General features: G+C 66.0%; 21 protein-coding genes. 10 read left to right on the forward strand and 11 right to left on the reverse strand.

The genetic code is table 11. The annotated features are described in order from the left end of the window. Positions 1-41 precede the first annotated feature (41 nt). On the reverse strand, positions 42-1,256 hold the full coding sequence (gene kynU, locus C8J47_RS17110) for a kynureninase (protein WP_121886789.1): 1,215 nt from the start codon (positions 1,254-1,256) through the stop codon (positions 42-44). A gap of 11 nt (positions 1,257-1,267) precedes the next feature. After that, positions 1,268-2,272: a S9 family peptidase gene (locus C8J47_RS17115; RefSeq protein ID WP_259467620.1), complete on the reverse strand. Its 1,005-nt coding sequence runs from the start codon at positions 2,270-2,272 to the stop codon at positions 1,268-1,270. 40 nt (positions 2,273-2,312) lie between these two features. On the opposite strand from C8J47_RS17115, the gene parC reads away from it, so the two are divergent. Then, a complete protein-coding gene (gene parC / locus C8J47_RS17120; RefSeq protein WP_121886690.1) occupies positions 2,313-4,562 on the forward strand; it encodes a DNA topoisomerase IV subunit A in 2,250 nt (749 codons plus the stop codon). 93 nt (positions 4,563-4,655) lie between these two features. After that, the gene (locus C8J47_RS17125; RefSeq protein WP_121886790.1) at positions 4,656-6,326 is read left to right on the forward strand and encodes a bifunctional diguanylate cyclase/phosphodiesterase; all 1,671 of its coding nucleotides are present in this window, start codon (positions 4,656-4,658) and stop codon (positions 6,324-6,326) included. 73 nt (positions 6,327-6,399) lie between these two features. Here the strand turns inward: C8J47_RS17125 and C8J47_RS17130 are convergent, their stop codons facing one another. From C8J47_RS17130 to C8J47_RS17145, 4 genes are read right to left on the reverse strand one after another with little or no spacing between them, the layout of a single operon-like run. After that, a complete protein-coding gene (locus C8J47_RS17130; protein ID WP_259467621.1) occupies positions 6,400-7,578 on the reverse strand; it encodes a CCA tRNA nucleotidyltransferase in 1,179 nt (392 codons plus the stop codon). Beyond that, positions 7,569-8,165: a CoA pyrophosphatase gene (locus tag C8J47_RS17135; protein ID WP_107961973.1), complete on the reverse strand. Its 597-nt coding sequence runs from the start codon at positions 8,163-8,165 to the stop codon at positions 7,569-7,571. Before C8J47_RS17135 ends, C8J47_RS17130 begins: the two co-directional genes overlap by 10 nt. Further along, complete coding sequence (locus C8J47_RS17140; RefSeq protein WP_121886692.1) at positions 8,162-8,728, reverse strand: DUF1285 domain-containing protein; 567 nt, start codon at positions 8,726-8,728, stop codon at positions 8,162-8,164. Before C8J47_RS17140 ends, C8J47_RS17135 begins: the two co-directional genes overlap by 4 nt. 43 nt (positions 8,729-8,771) lie before the next feature. Next, entirely contained in the window at positions 8,772-9,287 is a 516-nt protein-coding gene (locus C8J47_RS17145; protein WP_121886791.1) for a GNAT family N-acetyltransferase, read from the reverse strand. Positions 9,288-9,463: 176 nt separating this feature from the next. On the opposite strand from C8J47_RS17145, the gene C8J47_RS17150 reads away from it, so the two are divergent. Both C8J47_RS17150 and C8J47_RS17155 read left to right on the forward strand, forming a co-directional pair. Next, positions 9,464-9,835 (forward strand): dihydroneopterin aldolase, encoded by a 372-nt coding sequence (locus C8J47_RS17150; protein ID WP_056050696.1) that lies wholly within the window; start codon positions 9,464-9,466, stop codon positions 9,833-9,835. Between the two features lie 13 nt (positions 9,836-9,848). Then, complete coding sequence (locus tag C8J47_RS17155) at positions 9,849-10,142, forward strand: Rossmann fold domain-containing protein (protein ID WP_121886693.1); 294 nt, start codon at positions 9,849-9,851, stop codon at positions 10,140-10,142. Here C8J47_RS17155 and C8J47_RS17160 read toward each other — a convergent pair. After that, entirely contained in the window at positions 10,139-11,023 is an 885-nt protein-coding gene (locus C8J47_RS17160) for a hypothetical protein (protein ID WP_183129157.1), read from the reverse strand. The genes C8J47_RS17155 and C8J47_RS17160 overlap by 4 nt on opposite strands. Positions 11,024-11,247: 224 nt before the next feature. On the opposite strand from C8J47_RS17160, the gene C8J47_RS17165 reads away from it, so the two are divergent. The 5 genes from C8J47_RS17165 to C8J47_RS17185 all read left to right on the forward strand — a co-directional run bounded on the left by C8J47_RS17165 (position 11,248) and on the right by C8J47_RS17185 (position 14,434). After that, positions 11,248-11,925: an energy transducer TonB gene (locus C8J47_RS17165; protein WP_056050690.1), complete on the forward strand. Its 678-nt coding sequence runs from the start codon at positions 11,248-11,250 to the stop codon at positions 11,923-11,925. A 107-nt stretch (positions 11,926-12,032) separates the two neighbouring features. Further along, entirely contained in the window at positions 12,033-12,818 is a 786-nt protein-coding gene (locus tag C8J47_RS17170) for a MotA/TolQ/ExbB proton channel family protein (protein WP_056050688.1), read from the forward strand. Between the two features lie 97 nt (positions 12,819-12,915). Beyond that, a complete protein-coding gene (locus C8J47_RS17175) occupies positions 12,916-13,392 on the forward strand; it encodes a biopolymer transporter ExbD (RefSeq protein ID WP_056050686.1) in 477 nt (158 codons plus the stop codon). 59 nt (positions 13,393-13,451) lie between these two features. Continuing rightward, entirely contained in the window at positions 13,452-13,880 is a 429-nt protein-coding gene (locus C8J47_RS17180) for a biopolymer transporter ExbD (RefSeq protein ID WP_056050684.1), read from the forward strand. A gap of 191 nt (positions 13,881-14,071) precedes the next feature. Beyond that, positions 14,072-14,434, forward strand: coding sequence for a tetratricopeptide repeat protein (locus C8J47_RS17185; protein ID WP_259467622.1), 363 nt, complete (start codon positions 14,072-14,074; stop codon positions 14,432-14,434). Between the two features lie 512 nt (positions 14,435-14,946). Here the strand turns inward: C8J47_RS17185 and dcd are convergent. Next, on the reverse strand, positions 14,947-15,501 hold the full coding sequence (gene dcd, locus C8J47_RS17190; RefSeq protein ID WP_060527027.1) for a dCTP deaminase: 555 nt from the start codon (positions 15,499-15,501) through the stop codon (positions 14,947-14,949). Positions 15,502-15,663: 162 nt separating this feature from the next. On the opposite strand from dcd, the gene C8J47_RS17195 reads away from it, so the two are divergent. After that, a complete protein-coding gene (locus tag C8J47_RS17195) occupies positions 15,664-16,362 on the forward strand; it encodes an HPP family protein (protein ID WP_121886694.1) in 699 nt (232 codons plus the stop codon). Positions 16,363-16,366: 4 nt separating this feature from the next. Here the strand turns inward: C8J47_RS17195 and C8J47_RS17200 are convergent, their stop codons facing one another. The 3 genes from C8J47_RS17200 to C8J47_RS17210 are packed head-to-tail and all read right to left on the reverse strand — an operon-like array spanning position 16,367 to position 17,980. After that, entirely contained in the window at positions 16,367-16,816 is a 450-nt protein-coding gene (locus C8J47_RS17200) for a cytidine deaminase (RefSeq protein ID WP_121886695.1), read from the reverse strand. Further along, positions 16,813-17,490: a glycoside hydrolase family 25 protein gene (locus C8J47_RS17205; protein WP_121886696.1), complete on the reverse strand. Its 678-nt coding sequence runs from the start codon at positions 17,488-17,490 to the stop codon at positions 16,813-16,815. Before C8J47_RS17205 ends, C8J47_RS17200 begins: the two co-directional genes overlap by 4 nt. Before the next feature lie 7 nt (positions 17,491-17,497). Then, positions 17,498-17,980 (reverse strand): UPF0262 family protein, encoded by a 483-nt coding sequence (locus tag C8J47_RS17210; RefSeq protein WP_121886697.1) that lies wholly within the window; start codon positions 17,978-17,980, stop codon positions 17,498-17,500. Between the last annotated feature and the right edge of the window lie 199 nt (positions 17,981-18,179).

The following is an 18,179-nucleotide window of genomic DNA, read 5'->3' on the forward strand; positions in this document are numbered from 1 at the left end:
CCAAACACTATCAATTAACTGGGATATGCCGTCAAGCGTGCTCAGGTCACGACGAGCCGTTGCGAATATGCCGGATCGCGCCAGCTTTCGGTCTCCACCGTATCCCGCAATATCTCGCCCGCGCGCCAGACGTCTTCATGGCTGAGGTACAAGGGTGTGAGCCCAAGGCGCAGGATGTCGGGGTCCCGGAAGTCGCCGATGACACCGCGGGCGACGAGCGCTTGCGTGAGTTCATAGGCCTGCGGGTGGCGGAAGCTGATGTGGCTGCCGCGTTTGGCGGGTTCTCGGGGGCTGACGCAGTCGAGGCTTAGCACATCGCCAGCAGCAGCGAGAATATCGAACAGTTGCGCGCTTTTGGTGGCGATGGCGTGCTGGTCGATGTCAGCCCAGAGATCGAGTGCGGTTTCGAGGGCTGCGGTCGAGAGCATCGCGGGGGTGCCGGCCAGCCAGCGCTTCATGCCGGGGGCGGGGCGGTAGGCGTCCTCGAACGCGAAGGGCGCGGCGTGGCCCATCCAGCCGGACAGCGGGCTGGCGAGGGCTTCCTGCCAGCGCTTGGCGACGTAGAGGAACGCGGGCGCGCCGGGGCCGCCATTGAGGTACTTATAGGTGCAACCGACGGCGAGGTCGGCGTTCGCGCCGTTGAGGTCGATCAGGACCGCGCCGACGCTGTGGCTCAAGTCCCAGAGCATGAGCGCCCCGGCGTCGTGCGCGCGAGCGGTCCAGGCGGCCATGTCGAAGCGGTCGCTGGTCTTGTAGTGCACGTGTGTGAGGAGGAGGACCGCGGTATCTTCGTCGAGCGCGGCGGCAAGATCTTCGCGGGCGACGACCTTCAGGCGTGCGCCGGGGACGCAGGCGACAGCGCCTTCCGCGATGTGGAGATCGGTGGGGAAGTTGCCGGCCTCGCTGATGACGGTGTGGCGGTCGAGGTTGCTGCGAAGACCTGCGACCAAGGCCTTAAAGAGGTGCGTCGAGGTGGTGTCGCCGATGATCACCTCGTCCGGTGCAGCGCCGATCAGGGGAGCAATTTTCGCACCGATCCGCTGGGGGGCCTCGATCCAGCCTTCGTTCCAGCTGCGGATGAGGCGGTTGCCCCATTGGCGCGTTGCGACGTCGGCAAGCCCGGCTGGCGTGGTCTTTGGTAATGCGCCGAGCGAGTTGCCGTCGAGGTAGATCACGCCTTCCGGCAGCGCGAACTTGTCGCGGTACGCCGCGAGCGGATCGGTCGCGTCGAGTGCGCGGGCGTCTTCGAGGGTCACGGGTTCGAGAGTCACTGGGTCTTTCCGAAATAGGACAGGATCAGGCGTTTGGCTTCGGCCCATGCGGGCGTTTCGGGCGCGATCAGTTCGACATGGCCTGTCGCGGGCATCGCGTGGAGCGTGGCGGTGTCACCGGCTGCGGTTGCCTTGGCGACGTAGGCGGTCGCCATGACGAAGGGGATGATCCGGTCCTCGCGGCCGTTGACCAAGTCCTGCTTCACGCCGAGCGGCAGGAGGCGAGGGACCGAGGTGTCGGCGTAGACGTCGGGGTGCTGCGGGGTAGGCGCGCCGACCAGTTTCGCGACGACTTCGGTGCCGCAGCCATTGTTGGCGTTGATCGCGGTCGCTTCGAGATCGGGCAGGCCGCCAAGGCTGACGACGTGGTGGATACGGAGCGGGTGCGCGGTGTAGAGCGGGCTCGACGTTGGAAGCTTCGGACGGGCAGCGAGCCACAGTGCAAGGTGGCCACCCGCGGAGTGTCCGATCGATAGGATGCGGCGCGTGTCCAGGTTAAACCTCTTTGCATTTACCGTGAGTTGGTCCGCGGCTTTCGCAGCGTCCGCGAACGTGCCGGGATAGCCGCCGCCAGCGCGATCCACGCCGCGATAGTCGATGTTCCAGACCGCGACGCCGGTGTTGCGGAGGTCGTCGGCGATCCAGTTCATCAGGCTGCGATCGGCGATGCTCGTCGTCCAGCAGCCGCCATGGATCATCACGACAACCGGGAATCGTCCCCTGGTCTTGCCCTTGGGGAGCCAGACGTCGACCTTCTGCATCTGGTCGGTGCCATAGTCGACGGTAGCATCGGGCATCGGTTTGTGCCGCTTGGTCAGGTCGGGCCACGTCAGCAGCTTGGGCGCTGGGGGAGCGGGCGTCTGCGCCATGACGGGCGTGGACATCGCGGCAAGCGCGAGAAAGGCAAGGCGGATCATCGGGTAGGTGTAGCGGGCTCGATCGACCGCGTCATGCGGGCATGTCGTCGCGTCGCGGCATGCCGCAGGGTTCGTTGCGTTCATGCTTTGATCGTTTCGTTCCCGGCTGCTATCGCTGCGCGCAATGGCCACCGATTTCAAAGATCCGTTCGACTCCATCGTCGACGCCCCCTTCGACAGCGCGCTGTCCGAGCGGTACCTCGTCTACGCCTTGTCGACGATCACCGCGCGGTCGCTACCCGACGTGCGCGACGGGATGAAGCCGGTGCATCGGCGGCTGCTATGGGCGATGCGGCTGCTCAAGCTCGATCCGGCCCAGGGGTACAAGAAATGCGCGCGTGTCGTCGGCGACGTCATCGGCAAATACCATCCGCACGGCGACCAGTCGGTCTATGACGCGATGGTCCGCTTGGCGCAGTCGTTCGCGATGCGCTATCCGCTGGTCGACGGGCAGGGTAATTTCGGCAACATCGACGGCGATAACGCCGCCGCCTACCGCTACACGGAAGCGCGGCTGACGCAGGTCGCGATCGACCTGATGGATGGGCTCGACGAGGACGCGGTCGCGTATCGCCCGACCTACAACGGCGAGGATCACGAGCCCGAGCTGTTCCCCGGACTGTTCCCGAACCTGCTGGCGAACGGCGCAAGCGGGATCGCGGTCGGCATGGCGACGAGCATCCCGCCGCACAACGCCGCCGAACTGCTGGAGGCGGCGATCGTCCTGATCGACACGCCCGACGCGGATGATGCGGCGATCCTGGAGCATGTGAAGGGCCCAGACTTCCCGACCGGCGGTCTCGTCGTCGACCCGCCCGCGGTTATCCGCGAATCCTATGCGACCGGGCGGGGCGGGTTCCGCGTCCGCGCGCGCTGGGAGACCGAGCGCGAGAAGGGCGGCGGCTGGCAGCTGATCGTCACCGAGATTCCGTACGGTGTGCAGAAAGGCAAGCTGATCGAGCAGATCGCCGATCTGATCAACGCCAAGCGCCTGCCGATCCTCGCCGACGTGCGCGACGAATCGGACACCGAGATCCGCATCGTGCTCGAGCCACGCAGCCGCACGGTCGATCCGCAGATCCTGATGGACGGGCTGTTCCGGCTGACCGATCTCGAGACGCGGATCAGCCTCAACCTCAACGTGCTCGACAAGGATCGCACGCCGCGCGTGATGAGTTTGCGCGAGGCGCTGGCGGCGTGGGTCGATCACCAGTTCGTCGTGCTGCGCAGGCGTACCGAGCACCGGTTGAGCAAGATCGCCGACCGGGTCGAGCTGCTCGACGGCTATCTGATCGCGTATCTCAATCTCGACCGCGTGATCGAGATCATCCGCACCGAAGACGAGCCGAAAAAGGTGATGATCGCCGAGTTCGCGCTGACCGATCGCCAGGCCGAGGCGATCCTCAACATGCGGCTGCGCAGCTTGCGGCGGCTCGAAGAGTTCGAGATCAAGACCGAGCGCGACAAGCTCGACAAGGAGCAGGCGACGCTCGCCGCGCTGCTCGCCGATCCGAAGAAGCAGCGCGCGCGGATGAAGCGCGACATGGCGAAGATCCGCGATCGCTATGGGCTGGAGACTCCGCTCGGGAAGCGCCGCACGACGATCGAGGAGCACGCGCCGACACGCGACATCCCGCTCGAGGCGATGATCGAGCGTGAGCCGATCACCGTGATCCTGTCGCAGCGCGGCTGGATCCGGGCGATGAAGGGGCACAATGATCTGGCGAGCCCGGAGGCGCTTAAGTTCAAGGAGGGTGACGGCCCGGCCTATGCGTTCCACGCGCAGACCACCGACAAGCTGTTGCTCGCCGCCGAGAACGGGCGGTTCTACACGCTGGCGGCTGACAAGCTGCCGGGTGGGCGCGGGTTCGGCGAGCCGGTGCGCGCAATGATCGACCTCGATGGCAGCATCGGCATCGTCGCGTTGCTGCCGGCGAGCAAGCATCCCAAACTGCTGGTAGTCGCTACCGATGGGCGTGGGTTCTCGGTGAGTTCGGCGGAAGTCGTTGCCGAGACGCGCAAGGGCAAGACGGTGATGACCCCGCGGCCGGGTGCGCAGCTCAAGATCGTCCGACCGATCGGGCCCAATGACGACTATGTCGCGGCGATCGGCGACAACCGGAAGATGCTCGTGTTCCCTCTCGCTGAACTGGTCGAGATGACGCGCGGGCAGGGGCTCCAGCTGCAACGCTATCGCGACGGAGGGCTGGCGGATGCGATCACGTTCACGTTCGCCGAGGGCCTGAGCTGGGCGATGGGCGGCGGTACCGGTCGGACCAGAACCGAATCGGACCTTGGACCCTGGCGGGCTGCGCGCGGCGCGGCCGGAAGAATGCCACCGACCGGGTTCCCGCGTGATAATCGCTTTGGCTAGCGTACCGTAAACCAACGACTTAACGCGATATGACGAAATGAACCGATGCGGTTCCTTCAGTTCGTCTTAACGAAGGACGTGTATGCAATCGGTATGGCATCGATAGCCCCGGATGCGACGACGCACCTGACGACCGCGACCGATCTGGTTTCGCGCGCGCTGGAACTCATTCCGATTCCGGCCGTGCATATCCATCTCAATGATGGGGCTTTCGAGCTCTTTGCGATGAACCGGGCCTACCGTCTCGCGGGACTGGGCGTGGTTGCCGAGAGATCGCCGATGATCGTCGACCTCGGGCCGCGTATTCGGGCGTTTCTCGAAAGCCAGCAGTTGCGGATCGATACCGACTGGACGCTGGGGGATGCGGTCGATTGCCGCTATTACCGCGTGACGATGGCGCGGACGTTCGCCTGGATGCACGATCGGTGCACGGTGAGCTTCATCGATCAGACGTCGCAGATCCAGACCGAGCGCAGCCTCCGACGCGAAATGACGACCGACAGCCTGACGGGGTTGCCGAATCGCGAGGGATTCGAGGAACTGATCGAGACCGTGCCCGACCGTAGCATCAGCGCGGTGCTCGCGGTCGATATCGATCGCTTCGGTCGGCTGAACTCGTGCTTGGGATCGCTGGCGGGCGACGAGCTGCTGATCACCGTGGCGCGGCGGATCAAGGGTGCTTTGCGCGGACGCGACATGCTGGCGCGGATCGGCGGCGATCAGTTCGGGATCCTGATGACCATCGACGACGATCGGGAGGAAGCCCACGCGCTCGCCGAACGGATCCAGCGGACGCTGACCACGCCGTTCCGGCTGACCGACTACGAGATCAGCGTCGAGTGTTCGGTGGGTATCGCCTATGGTGGTGACGACGCGAGCGATGTCGCCGAGCTGATCCGTCACGCCCAGTTCGCGGTGAAGCGCGCCAAGGCGAGCGGCCTCGCCGAGAGTTATCTGCCGCAGGATTTCGCGATCGCGCGCGCGCAGTTCAGCATGGAAACCGCGCTGCGCCGGGCGATCGAGAACCGCGAGCTGCGGCTTGCGTATCAGCCGATCTGCGATCTTTCCAGCGGTCGGATCGTCTCGTTCGAGGCGCTGGCGCGGTGGACCGACGCGAGCGGTCAGCGCCATTGCCCGACCACCTTCATCCCGGTGGCCGAGGAATCCGGCTTGATCGTGCCGCTGGGGCGCTGGGCGATCGACGAGGCGGCCCGAACGCTGGCGGCCTGGGATGCGCGGTTTGGCGGCGATTGCGGCGTCCGGCTGGCGGTGAACCTGTCGGCGATCCAGCTCCAGCGCGACGCGATCGCACCGGTGGTGGAGGCCGCGCTCGCGTCGACCGGGCTCGCGGGCGACCGGTTCACGCTCGAATTGACCGAGAGCGCGATCGTCACCGATCCGGATCGTATCGCGAAGACGATGCACGCGCTGAAGGCGCTCGGCACGACGCTCGCGATGGACGATTTCGGGACCGGCTATTCGAACCTCGCCTACCTCCAGAAGCTCCCGATCGACGTGCTCAAGATCGACCGCAGCTTCGTCACCGGCATGCTCGCGGACCGCGACAAGGTCTCGATCGTCCGCGCGATCCTGAGCCTGGCGCAGGCGCTGGGTATGAAGACGACCGCGGAAGGCGTCGAGACGTTCGACCTGGCGCAGACGCTGACCGCGCTCGGCTGCACCTATGGGCAGGGATATTTTTACGCGCGACCGCTCGAAGCGGACGCGGCGTATGCGATGATCGTTCCTGCCGAGGCCGGCTAGAGCAGGCGAACGCATCGTCGTCTCCTCAGCCTCGGCTCGGTGAAGGCTGGAGCCGGGGCGGGGGAAGCGGCGCCTAAAGTACCGCTGCTGCGACCATCTCGTCGGCGATGACCGCGACCCTCGCTGCATCGGGAAAGCCCTCTGCGATCCAGCGCGTCTCGACCTGGCGAAGCATCGCGGCGACCTCCGGCCCCCTGCGCAGCCCACGTTCCACGAGCGCCCCGCCGGAGAACGGGAAGGCGGGCGGCGTCCAGTCCTTGATGGCCGAGACGTCTTCGCCTGCGATCAGGAGGCGGTCGATCGCGACCGTCATGCCGGCGCGGTAGGCGAGTGCCTGCGGGCCTTCGGTGCCCGGCCCGGCGGTGGCGGCGATCAGGCGTTTGCGGTCGGTGTTGGAGAGCTTCAGACGCGCGCCGACGGCTTCGGCCGCGGCGGGCGCGATCGTCATCGCGAGCCGGCGGATCGGGTCGGGGGCAATGCCTGCCGCCGTCTCGCGGTCGGAGAGGAGGGCGAGGCGCTCGGCACCGGCCGCATCGATCTCCGGCAACACCGCGCGGAAAATGCCGCGTTCGACCATCAACGCGACCACCGGCACGGCATTGGCCGCGACCAGCAGTTTCAGCACTTCGCTCGCGACCCGTTCGCGCGAGAGCGCCATCAGGTCGTTGGCGCGTGCGGTACAGGCGTCGAGCCCGGCTTCGTCGATCGTGGTGCCGAAGCGCGCGTGGAAGCGGAAGAAGCGGAGGATGCGAAGGTGATCTTCGGCGATCCGCTGCAACGGGTCGCCGATGAAGCGCACGCGCCGTGCCGCGAGGTCGTCCAGCCCCCCGAAATAGTCGAAGATCTCGCCGGTCGCGGGATCGGCGTAGAGCGCGTTCATTGTGAAGTCGCGGCGCGCCGCGTCCTCGCGCCAGTCGTCGGTATAGGCGATGATCGCGTGACGGCCGTCGGTCGAGACGTCGCGGCGGAGCGTCGTCACCTCGACCGGGCCCGCAGGCGTGACCGCGGTGATCGTGCCGTGTGCGAGCCCGGTCGGGACCGCCTTGATCCGCGCATCCTGAAGCCGCTCGATCACCTCCTGCGGGGGCAGGCGGGTGGCGATGTCGACATCGGCGACGTCGATCCCGAGCAGCGTATCGCGCACCGCGCCACCGACGAAGCGCGACTTGCCCTCCACCGCGCCGAGAACCTTGGTCAGTGCTTCGAGGCCGTCACGGTCGCGCCACGCCGCAGCCGGGAGTATCAAGACCACCTCAGGCGGCGCGCGAGGTTGACGATCATCGCCGCGGTCGCACCCCAGATGCGGCGCTCGTTCCACATGATCTCGTAATAATGCCGGTCGTGGCCCTGCCATTCGAGCGTCGCCTCGACATGGTTCGCCTCGTCGAGCAGGAACGCGAGCGGGACTTCGAAGACGCTGGCGACTTCCGCTTCGCTCGGCGTGAAGATCAGGTCGGGCGGGATGATCCCGATCACCGGCGTCACCTGGAACCCGGTGACGGTGCGGTAGCTGTCGGCCTCGCCGATCACGCGGACCTGGTCGCGGGGGAGGGCGATCTCCTCCTCGGCCTCGCGCAGGGCCGCGGTTACGACGTCCTCGCCGGGATCGATCCGACCGCCGGGGAACGCGATCTGGCCGGGGTGGCGGCTCATCGTGTCGGTGCGCTGCGTCAGGATCACGCCCGGATCGGCGCGGTCGGTCACCGCGATCAGCACCGCGGCGGGAAGCAACGTGTCGGCGGCGGTGAGATCGCCGTCATGCTGGTCGCCGGTGAGCAGGATCATGTGCGACCCGGCGCCCTTCGCCAGCGCCGCGGTCATCCGTTCCGTGAGGCTCATGCAGCGGGCTCCAGCGGGAAGAACGCGCCGTCGCTCCACAGCCCGGCGGGCGTCACGTCGTCGGCGATCGCACGCTCGGCGAGTTCGTAATAGACCGAGCGCACGACCAGCGCCTCCATCCCGCCGCGCACGGCGAGGTAGGGGCGCGGGCCGTCCGTATCCTCGACGAAGCGCAGCGGATGCTCCGGGCCTGCGGTGACGAGGTCGCCGGTGTTCAGCCGGAAGGCGAGTTTCGCATCGCGACCGCTACCTTCGGCCTTCATCTCGACCGCGATAAAGGCCGCGTCCTCGACCTCGATATCGAGTTTCTCGACGGGGGTGACGAGGACGTGCGTACCGTCGGGTTCGCGCCGGAGGATCGTCGAGAACAGCCGGACCATCGCCGGGCGGCCGATCGGCGAGCCCTGATGATACCAGGTGCCGTCGCGCGCGATCCGCATCTCGCTGTCGCCGCAATGCGTCGGATTCCATTTCTCGACGGGGGGCAACTTGGCCTCCTCGACGAGCTTGGCGATCTCGGCGAGACTGAGCGAGGCGATATCGGGAATGGGATCCATGGGCATGGCGGCGGACTAGGCGGGCAGGGGGGCTAGGTAAAGCGGCGGCTTATGCGGATGCGGTGACTGGCATCCGTGGACCCAGCATTCCCGTGCCGTCCGGGACCGCTTCGCCGCGTGCGAGCAGGCGGTGGCGCTCGACCGGGCCGGGCGCGTTCCAACGGGCGGTGCGGTCTGCGGTGAAGCCGAAGAAGCGGCCGTAATAGTCGGGATCGCCGATCAGCATAAGTGCATCGCCGAGGTTGTTCGCAGTGGCGGCATCGAGGACCTGCGCGACGAGGCTGCGGCCGATGCCGTCGCCCTGCCGGGTGGGGGCGACGGCGACCGGACCGACCATCACCAGCGGGCTCTCGCGGTGGTCGTCGATCAGCGCGATCGGCCAGCACTGGATCGAGCCGACCAGCGCGCCGTCCTCGACTGCTGCGAAGCTCAGCGCGGCAATCGGCCTGCCGGGGCCCCGGATCTTGTAGGCGGTGCGCGTGAACCGATCGGGACCGAAGGCGGCATCGAGCAGCATCTCGACCGCGGTCGGATTGATCGTGTCGAGGGGGACGAGCGTAATCACCGGCATCTCCTGCCCCGAAGGCGTCCGAGCATGAACGGCGAGGGCAGCGCGCTTTAGCCTTGGCGAGCCTGAACGCAAGAATAACCGGGGGTGAGACTCGCGTAGGGGATCCGCACCGCATCGCCCCGTCGAAGAGCCGACTTTCATCTCGGCGTGCGTCTGCTAGAGGCGCGGCGATGGAAGACAGTCTTCAACTCGAAGTCCACGATCTCGAAGTGCAGGTCCTGACCGGCATCTATTCGGAGGAGACGCACCTGCCGCAGCCGCTGCGGATCTCGCTGACCGTCGACATGGTCTGCCCGAAGCACTTCGCGCCGGATACGCCGCTGTCCGCGTCGAAGAACTACCTCGACCTGAAGAACGCGGCGACCACCGCGCTGCCGCCCGGCGTGCATTTCACGCTGATCGAAGGCGTCGCGGACCATATCTGCGAGACGCTGTTCCTTCAGGATGCGCGGGTGCTGCGCGTGCAGGTCAAGATCGTGAAACTGGCGATCGCCGAGGCGGACGAAGCGATCGGCGTGACTCTCGTCCGCCATCGCCGCTGATCCGCGGAGCCCAATGGTGCGGCTGATACTCGAGTCGGAGGGCGACATCGTTTCGTTGATCCGGAGTGCCGAGGCTGAGTCGATCGTCGTCGTCGTGCGGCCGTCTGCGAACGCGCTGTGGACGGCGTTGGCGCGCGCTGCGATTCCACCGCTGGCGATCGAGCGCGCACCGGGCTGCCGGGTCAACGCGGTATTCGCCGAGGAGGGCGCGCGCGACGCTGACGTCGATGCCGCTGCGGACTTCCTCGATCGCGCCCGATCGACCACCGGTCAGATCATCGACGTCCGCCCGCCTGCGCTCGGCTAGAGTTTGCGCGTTCGACCGCAGGGGCCGAGCGCCTTCAGCACGAAGGCATAGTCCTCGCGCGCGACGACCGCGTCGGCGGCTTCGAGCGACGTGGTGCTGTGGTCCGGCAGTGTCGACGGCAGCGCGCACGTCAGGCGATACCACAGCAATGTCTCGGGTTTCGGCGGTGCGGCCGACTCGTCGACGATCTCGCTCAGCGCCACCGCCCAGCGCGGCTGCTCGCCGGGGCGACGCAGGATCGACAGCGACACGGGGCGCTGATCGGCGGTCGTCAGGAAGATCTGCGTTTCGCCCTCGCCGGGCAGCGCGCCGGCTACGTGGAAGGCGTTGCCCACACCGGTGATGACCGGCGGCGCATCGGCTGCAAGGGCCGCTTCGGCGATCTGGCGGACGGTGGCCTGCGCGGCGGGTGTCCAGTCGATCTGCGCGTCCGGCGCAATAAGCTGGACCTGGTTGACCGAGCCGGCGACCGGCCGCGCGAACAGCAACACCCGCGCCTTCTTGAATTTGGGGATCCGGCCGCGCGCATCGGGAGCAACATCGAGCAGGTAGCCGATTCGGGGCGGCAGGCCGTTTGCGCCCCGGATCAGCGTCCCGACATCGACCTCGACATAAAGTCTAACCTGTCCCGAAGTGAGACCAGGTGCCTCCGACGGCTTGATCCGGGCGGTCGATCGGACGGTCGCGTCGGCGATCACGGGCGCCGACAGGACGAGATCGGCAAGGTCCGAATATTGGAAGGACGATGCCGCGGACGACGGGCCGGATGATGGCGCATTTGTCGGATAACCGGGGGAAACGGCGGTCTGGGTCGCAGAAATCGGTCCCGCCGCCAAAGCGATGATGCCGACGCAAGCCGTAACGTGAAAGAAGATTTTCATCGCTTTGCGCTACGCCATCGGAGCTGAACGATACAGAAATAATTCTGCCATCCCGAGGTTGTACGTTTGTTGCGTCCGACAAAGCGTTTGCGTGTCGCGGAACGTGGCGATAGGACTCGGGTACTGCCCCGTGGTTATTCCGGCCAACGGCAGACGTATGCGTCGCGCACTTGGTGCGAACACGTGCGTACGGAGCAGGCAGATTAAGGGAGTGTCGTTTCTGAATGGCCTATACTGACCAGAAGATGTCCGGAGGCAAAATCGTCGCGATCGTGATCGTCGCGCTGATTCATGCGGCCTTGGGCTACGCTTTCGTCACGGGCCTCGCGTATCAGTACGTGAAAAAGGCCCAAGAAAAGATGACGACGTTCGACGTGGAGCCGCCACCGCCGCCGCCTCCGCCCGACGAGCCCCCGCCGCCGCCGCCTGACCAGCCCAACCTGCCGCCGCCACCGACCACGGTCGTGACGCCGCCGCCGGTCGTTGTAACGCCGCAGCCAGCGCCCGCGCTGACGACGTCGAGCATCATCCCGAAGTTCCAGCCGACGGCTCCGCCGGCTCCGCCGTCGCCGGCGGTGGCACCAGCGCCGCCCGCTCCGGTGGTCAGCAAGGCGGCCGGTGCGAAGGGTGATCCTGCGCAGTGGGTTTCGACGGATGATTATCCGCCGAGTTCGCTGCGTGCCGAGGAAGAAGGCACCGTCGGGATCGCTTGGGACATCAACACCCAGGGTCGCGTCGAGAACTGCCGCGTCACCTCGTCGAGCGGATCGTCCGCGCTGGATCGGGCCGCTTGCGCCGCGATCACACGGCGTGGTCGGTATTCGCCGGCAGTGGACACGGCGGGCAATCCGATCCGGTCGAGCTCTTCGCGTCGCGTGACGTGGAAGATCCCGCCTCAGTGATTTGGGCCAGGGATTATCGGGCCTGATGATTTGGGCCTGATACTCTGGTCAGTTTACGCTGCACCTTTCGTTTCAGACATAGACTATAGTCAGAGGACTAACCGAACATGATCACCACCATTCTTGCAGCGGCAGCGCCCGCCGCAGCCGACGCCAACCCGTACGGCCTGCAAGCCGCACTCCGCGAGGGCGGCCTGATTTCGCAGACCGTGTTCGGCATCCTCGTGCTGATGTCGGTCGTGTCGTTCTACATCCTGTTCTCGAAGCTGTTCGAGCAGCAGAAGATCATCGGCCAGGGCAAGCGCGTCCGTCAGGCTTTCTGGTCGTCCAACAGCCTCCGCGAGGGTTCGGCCAAGCTCGAGAAGAACTCGGCCTACAAGCAGATCGTCGACGACGGTCTGGCCGCTCAGGAGCAGCATTCGAAGCTGACCGATCCGGTCGAGGCGCATGACTGGCTGCACGGCTCGCTGGCGCGTTCGGAAGCCGCGATCAACTCGAAGCTGGGTGGCGGTCTCGCCTTCCTCGCAACGGTCGGTTCGGTTTCGCCGTTCATCGGTCTGTTCGGTACGGTTATCGGCATCTACCGCGCACTGGTTAAGATCGGCGCATCGGGTCAGGCATCGATCGACAAGGTCGCAGGGCCGGTCGGTGAAGCACTGATCATGACCGCCCTCGGTCTGGTCGTCGCGGTTCCTGCCGTTCTGTCGTACAACTGGCTGCAGCGCCGCAACAAGTCGATCGCAGAGGACCTGTCGGCCTTCTCGAACGACGTGCTCGGCTTCCTGGCTTCGAACGGTGCGGTTCGCCCGGCGATCGCCGGTCCTGCTAAGCCGGTCACGAAGCCTGCCACGACGACCACGACTGCCGGCCAGACCGGTGGCGTACCGCGCTAATCAAGATGCGCAAAAGGCGGGGCTGCTGTCCGCAGCGGCTCCGCTTCATTGCCGCCGGCAGTTCCGGTGGCGATCAAATGGATAGGATAGTTCGCACATGGCGATGAGTGTTGGTGGCGATTCCACCGAGAGTTCGATATCGGACATCAATACGACGCCGCTGGTCGACGTCATGCTCGTGCTCCTGATCATCTTCCTGGTGACGACCACGGTCGCGGTCCAGGCGGTGCAGCTGAAGCTGCCGGATGTTCGCTTCGATCCGACGATGACCAAGCCCGAGAACGTCTCGCTCTCGGTGACGTCGGCCAACGGACAGTGCCAGGTCTATTGGGGTCTTTCCCCGGTGACTCACGAAGAGTTGCTGCAGCGGGGCGTCGACAAGCTGAAGGCGGAGATCGCGCGTCAGGGCGGTGCCAATGCCGCTGGCCTCGAATTGCCCGAGGCGCATATCCGCGGCGACGTGAACGCACCGTATCGCTGCATCGGCGCCACGATCTACACGATGCAGCAGGCCGGGTTCGCCCGTGTCGGCTTCATCTCCGAACCGCCTCCCGGCGTCACCACCGAACGTTGATGCGGAACGCCGATGCCGACCGCTGACGGTGGCTCGGACGTATTTAGGAGTAGTATAAAATGGCAATGAGCGGCGGCAAAGAAGACGGCGCGCCGATGATGGAAATGAACATGACGCCGTTGATCGACGTCCTGCTCGTTCTCCTCATCATGTTCATCATCACGATCCCGATCCAGACGCATGCGGTCAAGGTCGACCTTCCGGTCAACAGCCCTAACCAGCCGCAGAACCCGGTCAATCCCGAGAAGAACAAGATCTCGATCGATCCGGCGGGTGTCGTGGCGTGGAACGGGGCGCCGGTCGATGAGGTCACGCTGCGCCAGTATCTGGATCAGAGCGCTGGCATGACGCCGGAGCCCGAACTCCACTTCCAGCCTGATCCGCAGGCGAAGTATGAAGTGGTCGATCGCACGCTTGCTGTGATCAAGCGGTCCGCGATTACGAAGCTCGGCTTCATCGGCAACGAGCAGTACCGCAACGACTTCTAAGTCAGCGTACAGCATCGAACGTCCAAAGGGCGGTCCTCCGGGACCGCCCTTTTTTTTGTCGTCTGCCACAGGGCAGGCGCGCGGGGGACCTCATGAGAAGTTGATCGATGTACTTGTACGACAGTCTTCAAAGTGACACACCGTTGTCACAAAAATGAAACCTTCGGATCGGCGGAGGTCAGTGGAGATGGATGATGCGCAAGACCGTTCTGTTCGCTCTCGCAATCCTTGGCACGGCAACGCCGGCGCTGGCGGGATCGTCCGCAACCGTGGATCGTACCGGCTATACGGCGATCGCGGCGGGCGACCTTTCGACGGCGGAACAGCGCATCGTCGCCGAGCGGAAGATCTTCCCGCAGCGTCCCGAGCTGATGATCAATCTGGCGTCGGTGTATCATCGGACCGGTCGCGACTCGGAAGCCCGCGCGCTGTATGCGGCGGTGCTGGAGCGCCCGGCGGTCGCGATGGACCTGCCCTCGGGCGCAGTGGCATCGTCGCACGATCTCGCGAGCCGGGCGCTCGCCCGCCAGACGCAGCAGATCGCGACTCGCTAAGCGGGACCTCGCGGTCGTGATGGCAGGCTCTTAGTACGAGAGCGTGAGTGGCCTCGGCGCGGCCCCGATGGCGGGGGCAGCGCCCTGTAAAGGGCTGCGCCAACCTTGTTCTCCCGCGAAGGCGGGAGCCCAGTCTGGGTCCCCGCCTTCGCGGGGAAACAAGCTGGACGGCGGTTGAGAGGATATGGACCTGCCGCGGAACAGATGAGCATTACGGTGCTCGAACGCGTAGCCTAGCAGGGGGATCGTCCGCGATTGGGCGGCATCCCTAGAGTTGGGACGATACGTGTCCGATCTGGCCGACCGCTTGGTGAGTTTCGTCACCAGGATCTTGCCACATCGACGGCCTTCGCCGGGAAAGCGCGGGGAGCTACAGTTCAACCGCTGTCACCACGTGATGGCGTGCCGCGGGCAATGAATCTGCGGCAGAAGCGGCCAATCCGCAGACCCTGAGCAAAGGTGGATAGGGTCCTAAACCATCCACAGTCGCCCGACTCGGTTTGCCCTAAACCCTAGAGCCGCGGCAACGTCACTCCGCGCTGGCGCATGTATTTCCCCGCGCGGTCTGCGTAGCTGACTTCGCAAGGCTCGTTCCCCTTCAGGAACAGGAACTGGCATGCGCCCTCGTTGGCGTAGATCTTGGCGGGTAGCGGGGTGGTGTTCGAGAACTCCAGCGTCACATGACCCTCCCATTCAGGCTCGAGCGGGGTCACGTTGACGATGATCCCGCACCGCGCATAGGTCGACTTGCCGAGGCAGATCACCAGTACGTCGCGCGGCACGCGAAAATACTCGACGGTCCGCGCCAGTGCGAAGCTGTTCGGCGGAATGATGCACACGTCGGTTTTGCGGTCGACGAAGCTGTTGGCCGCGAAGTCCTTCGGGTCGACGATCGCGCTGTCGACGTTGGTGAAGATCTTGAACTCGTCGGCAACGCGCGCGTCATAGCCATAGGAGGACAGACCGTACGAGATGCAGCCATCGCGGCGCTGCGCCTCATGGAACGGTTCGATCATCGCGTCGCCGAGCGCGCGCTCGCGGATCCAGCGGTCGGACATCACGGACATGGTAGCTCCTCTTCGGGGTGCGCTTTCGCCCGGATGCGGCGTCACGGCAAGGGGGCACGCTCGCGACGTCATGCAGGATCGCAAACTCACGGGGACTCGCGTCGCGCGGATGACTTGCCGTCCGCGAGGCCCTACGCACGCGGATCAATCGCAGGGGTCAAGATGCGCGCGTTCGTTCCGATACTCGCCGGTGTCACTTTACGCAGTCGGCTGCTCGCATGTCTGGGTGCGTGCCTCGGCATAGCGCTGACCAGCGCCATCAGCGCGACCATCATCCACCCGCACGGATCGTTGCTGCTCCTGGTCGCGCCGATGGGCGCCGCGGCGGTGCTGGTGTTCGTCGTGCCCGCCAGCCCGCTCTCGCAACCCTGGTCGGTGATCGGCGGCAACGTGATCTCGGCGCTGGTCGGCGTCGCTGCTCTGAAGTTGGTGCCGATCACGGTCGTTGCCGCCGGACTTGCGGTGGGCGGCGCGATCCTCGCAATGTCGCTGACGCGGTCGTTGCATCCTCCGGCGGGTGCGGTGGCGCTGACAGCGGTGCTCGGCGGGCCGGCGGTGTGGGACGCGGGGTTCGCGTTCGCGCTGGTGCCGATCGCCGTCAACTCGGTCGCGTTGGTCGGACTGGGTATCGCGTTTCATCGGATCACCGGGCAGCGCTATCCGCACCGGCCGGTGCCGACTAGCGAGCCCGTGCGCGTGCCCGAAGCGACGATGCTGACCGCTGCGGATCTTGATCTTGCGCTGACCGACCTGGGGGAGACGCTCGACGTCGGTCGGGAAGACCTCGACGAACTGCTCCGTCGTGTCGAGCATCACGCGATCCGCCGCCGCGCACTGGCCGGCCCAATCACACGACGCTGATCGCTCAGCCTATTCCGAGATCCGCCGGACCGAACGCGTCGGGCAGCAGTTCCGAGACGGTATAGGTGCGGATCGCGTCGCCCTCGGCTGCACCGCAATGCACCGGCAGGTCGCGGCCGCCCATCTGCGCCGCTTCGTTGATGACCTGGCGACAGCGGCCGCAGGGGCTGACGGGGGAGGTGCCCGTCGCGCGGCCCTCCGCATCCATCGCCCCGCCGATCACGCCGATCGCGACGATATCGCGGAGCCGACCTGCGGCGCTCGCGGTGGCGATCGCGACGGTCTCCGCACACAGCGACAGGCCGTAGCTGGCGTTCTCGAAGTTTGCGCCGGTGATCACCGTCCCGTCGTCGAGCAGCACCGCAGCCCCCACCGCGAACCGCGAATAGGGCGCGTGCGCATTGCGCGAGGCGTCACGTGCCGCGGCGACGAGTTGCGTTGCTTGTTCGTTCATGATGCCACCACGTCCCAGTTCACCGGTCCCTCGATCCCGTCGATGCGGCGGAAATCGCTTGCGCGCCACATCCGCCACGGCCGCGCGGTGTAGTCGGGCTTGAGGATATTCTCCACCGCCCAGAGCGGCCGCGGCACGGCGTCCGACAGCGTGTATTTCGAATCCACCGCCTTGCTAATCCGCAGCATCACCGGCTGGCGGGTGTGCGTCTCGACCATCGTCACGAACTGCGCGATGTCGGCGATCAGCCTCGCGCGGTCGGGCCGCGCGGTGCAGTCGTCGTGGAACGCGATGTCGACCGCCGTCGGCAACGCGTCCGACGTCCGCGGTACGAAGGTGTTGAACGCGTTCGCCTGCTCGTCCGCACGCTGGCACAACGAATAGACGTGCACCGCGCCGCGTCGCAGGCCGGCGTCGGGCAGAGCGGCCCAGTTCGCCTCGAACGCCGGATCGCGGCGGTCGGTCCCCGACGTCGCGACGATGTAGGCGAAGTCGGCACCGCTCGCGCGCACCGTGCCCCATTCGACCGGACCGGGATTTTCGGCGAGGTCGATGCCCTGCAACGGGTAGTGTTTGACGTCGGGGTGCCAGCCGGTCGCGGCGGTCCAGCCGCAGATGCCGACGAAGCCGGTTGCGGCGAGCGCGGCCGCGAAATTCAGAAGTGCGTGAGCCATGGGTCTTCTAGTTGCGGATGTGGAGGACGCAGATCAGCGTGAAGAGGCGTCGCGCGGTGTCGAAATCGACCTTGATCTTGCCGTCGAGACGCTCCTTGAGCAGCTCGGCGGCTTCGTTGTGGACGCCCCGGCGCGCCATGTCGACCGTCTCGATCTGCGCGGGGGAGGATTGCCGGATCGCCTGGTAATAGCTGTCGCAGATCGCGAAATAATCACGGATCGGCCGGCGGAAGCGACCCAGCGCGAGCACCAAAGTCTCAAGATGCGTGTCGTCTTCGCGGTGGATATGGATGCCGAGGCGTCCTTCCTCCGACTGGAGTTTGATCTTGTACGGCCCCGCATAGCCGTCGGCATAGGCTCGCTGCGGGGCGAAGTGATTGCCCTCGATCAGGTCGAAGATCGCGATCCGGCGTTCCTGCTCGACGTCGGGCGAGCGCCAGCCGAGACTGGTCTCGTCGAGTTGCACGTCGATGATCCGCGGGTCGGCCATACCGGTTCGATAGCGGGGGACATTCGCCCTGTCACTTATCCGAACGCGACCGAAGCCAACAGCACAACGCGCTCCCATCCCTGAAAGGGAGGGGCTGGGGGTGGGTAGGCCAGCTCTGGCCGCAACCGTTCGACGATCCGGAGACCGACCCACCCCCGACCCCTCCCTTCCAGGGAGGGGGGAAGCAGAGGGGAGTTAT

The organism is Sphingomonas sp. PP-F2F-G114-C0414, assembly GCF_003688595.1.
Lineage (GTDB): Bacteria > Pseudomonadota > Alphaproteobacteria > Sphingomonadales > Sphingomonadaceae > Sphingomonas.

Excerpts from the sequence above, each read along its gene's own strand:
- C8J47_RS17115 (WP_259467620.1), bottom strand. The coding sequence starts at position 2,272 with ATGAACGCAACGAACCCTGCGGCATGCCGCGACGCGACGACATGCCCG.
- parC (WP_121886690.1), top strand. The coding sequence starts at position 2,313 with ATGGCCACCGATTTCAAAGATCCGTTCGACTCCATCGTCGACGCCCCC.
- C8J47_RS17125 (WP_121886790.1), top strand. The coding sequence starts at position 4,656 with ATGGCATCGATAGCCCCGGATGCGACGACGCACCTGACGACCGCGACC.
- C8J47_RS17135 (WP_107961973.1), bottom strand. The coding sequence starts at position 8,165 with ATGAGCCTCACGGAACGGATGACCGCGGCGCTGGCGAAGGGCGCCGGG.
- C8J47_RS17140 (WP_121886692.1), bottom strand. The coding sequence starts at position 8,728 with ATGCCCATGGATCCCATTCCCGATATCGCCTCGCTCAGTCTCGCCGAG.
- C8J47_RS17150 (WP_056050696.1), top strand. The coding sequence starts at position 9,464 with ATGGAAGACAGTCTTCAACTCGAAGTCCACGATCTCGAAGTGCAGGTC.
- C8J47_RS17155 (WP_121886693.1), top strand. The coding sequence starts at position 9,849 with ATGGTGCGGCTGATACTCGAGTCGGAGGGCGACATCGTTTCGTTGATC.
- C8J47_RS17160 (WP_183129157.1), bottom strand. The coding sequence starts at position 11,023 with ATGAAAATCTTCTTTCACGTTACGGCTTGCGTCGGCATCATCGCTTTG.
- C8J47_RS17165 (WP_056050690.1), top strand. The coding sequence starts at position 11,248 with ATGGCCTATACTGACCAGAAGATGTCCGGAGGCAAAATCGTCGCGATC.
- C8J47_RS17170 (WP_056050688.1), top strand. The coding sequence starts at position 12,033 with ATGATCACCACCATTCTTGCAGCGGCAGCGCCCGCCGCAGCCGACGCC.
- C8J47_RS17175 (WP_056050686.1), top strand. The coding sequence starts at position 12,916 with ATGGCGATGAGTGTTGGTGGCGATTCCACCGAGAGTTCGATATCGGAC.
- C8J47_RS17180 (WP_056050684.1), top strand. The coding sequence starts at position 13,452 with ATGGCAATGAGCGGCGGCAAAGAAGACGGCGCGCCGATGATGGAAATG.
- C8J47_RS17185 (WP_259467622.1), top strand. The coding sequence starts at position 14,072 with ATGATGCGCAAGACCGTTCTGTTCGCTCTCGCAATCCTTGGCACGGCA.
- dcd (WP_060527027.1), bottom strand. The coding sequence starts at position 15,501 with ATGTCCGTGATGTCCGACCGCTGGATCCGCGAGCGCGCGCTCGGCGAC.
- C8J47_RS17195 (WP_121886694.1), top strand. The coding sequence starts at position 15,664 with ATGCGCGCGTTCGTTCCGATACTCGCCGGTGTCACTTTACGCAGTCGG.
- C8J47_RS17200 (WP_121886695.1), bottom strand. The coding sequence starts at position 16,816 with ATGAACGAACAAGCAACGCAACTCGTCGCCGCGGCACGTGACGCCTCG.
- C8J47_RS17205 (WP_121886696.1), bottom strand. The coding sequence starts at position 17,490 with ATGGCTCACGCACTTCTGAATTTCGCGGCCGCGCTCGCCGCAACCGGC.
- C8J47_RS17210 (WP_121886697.1), bottom strand. The coding sequence starts at position 17,980 with ATGGCCGACCCGCGGATCATCGACGTGCAACTCGACGAGACCAGTCTC.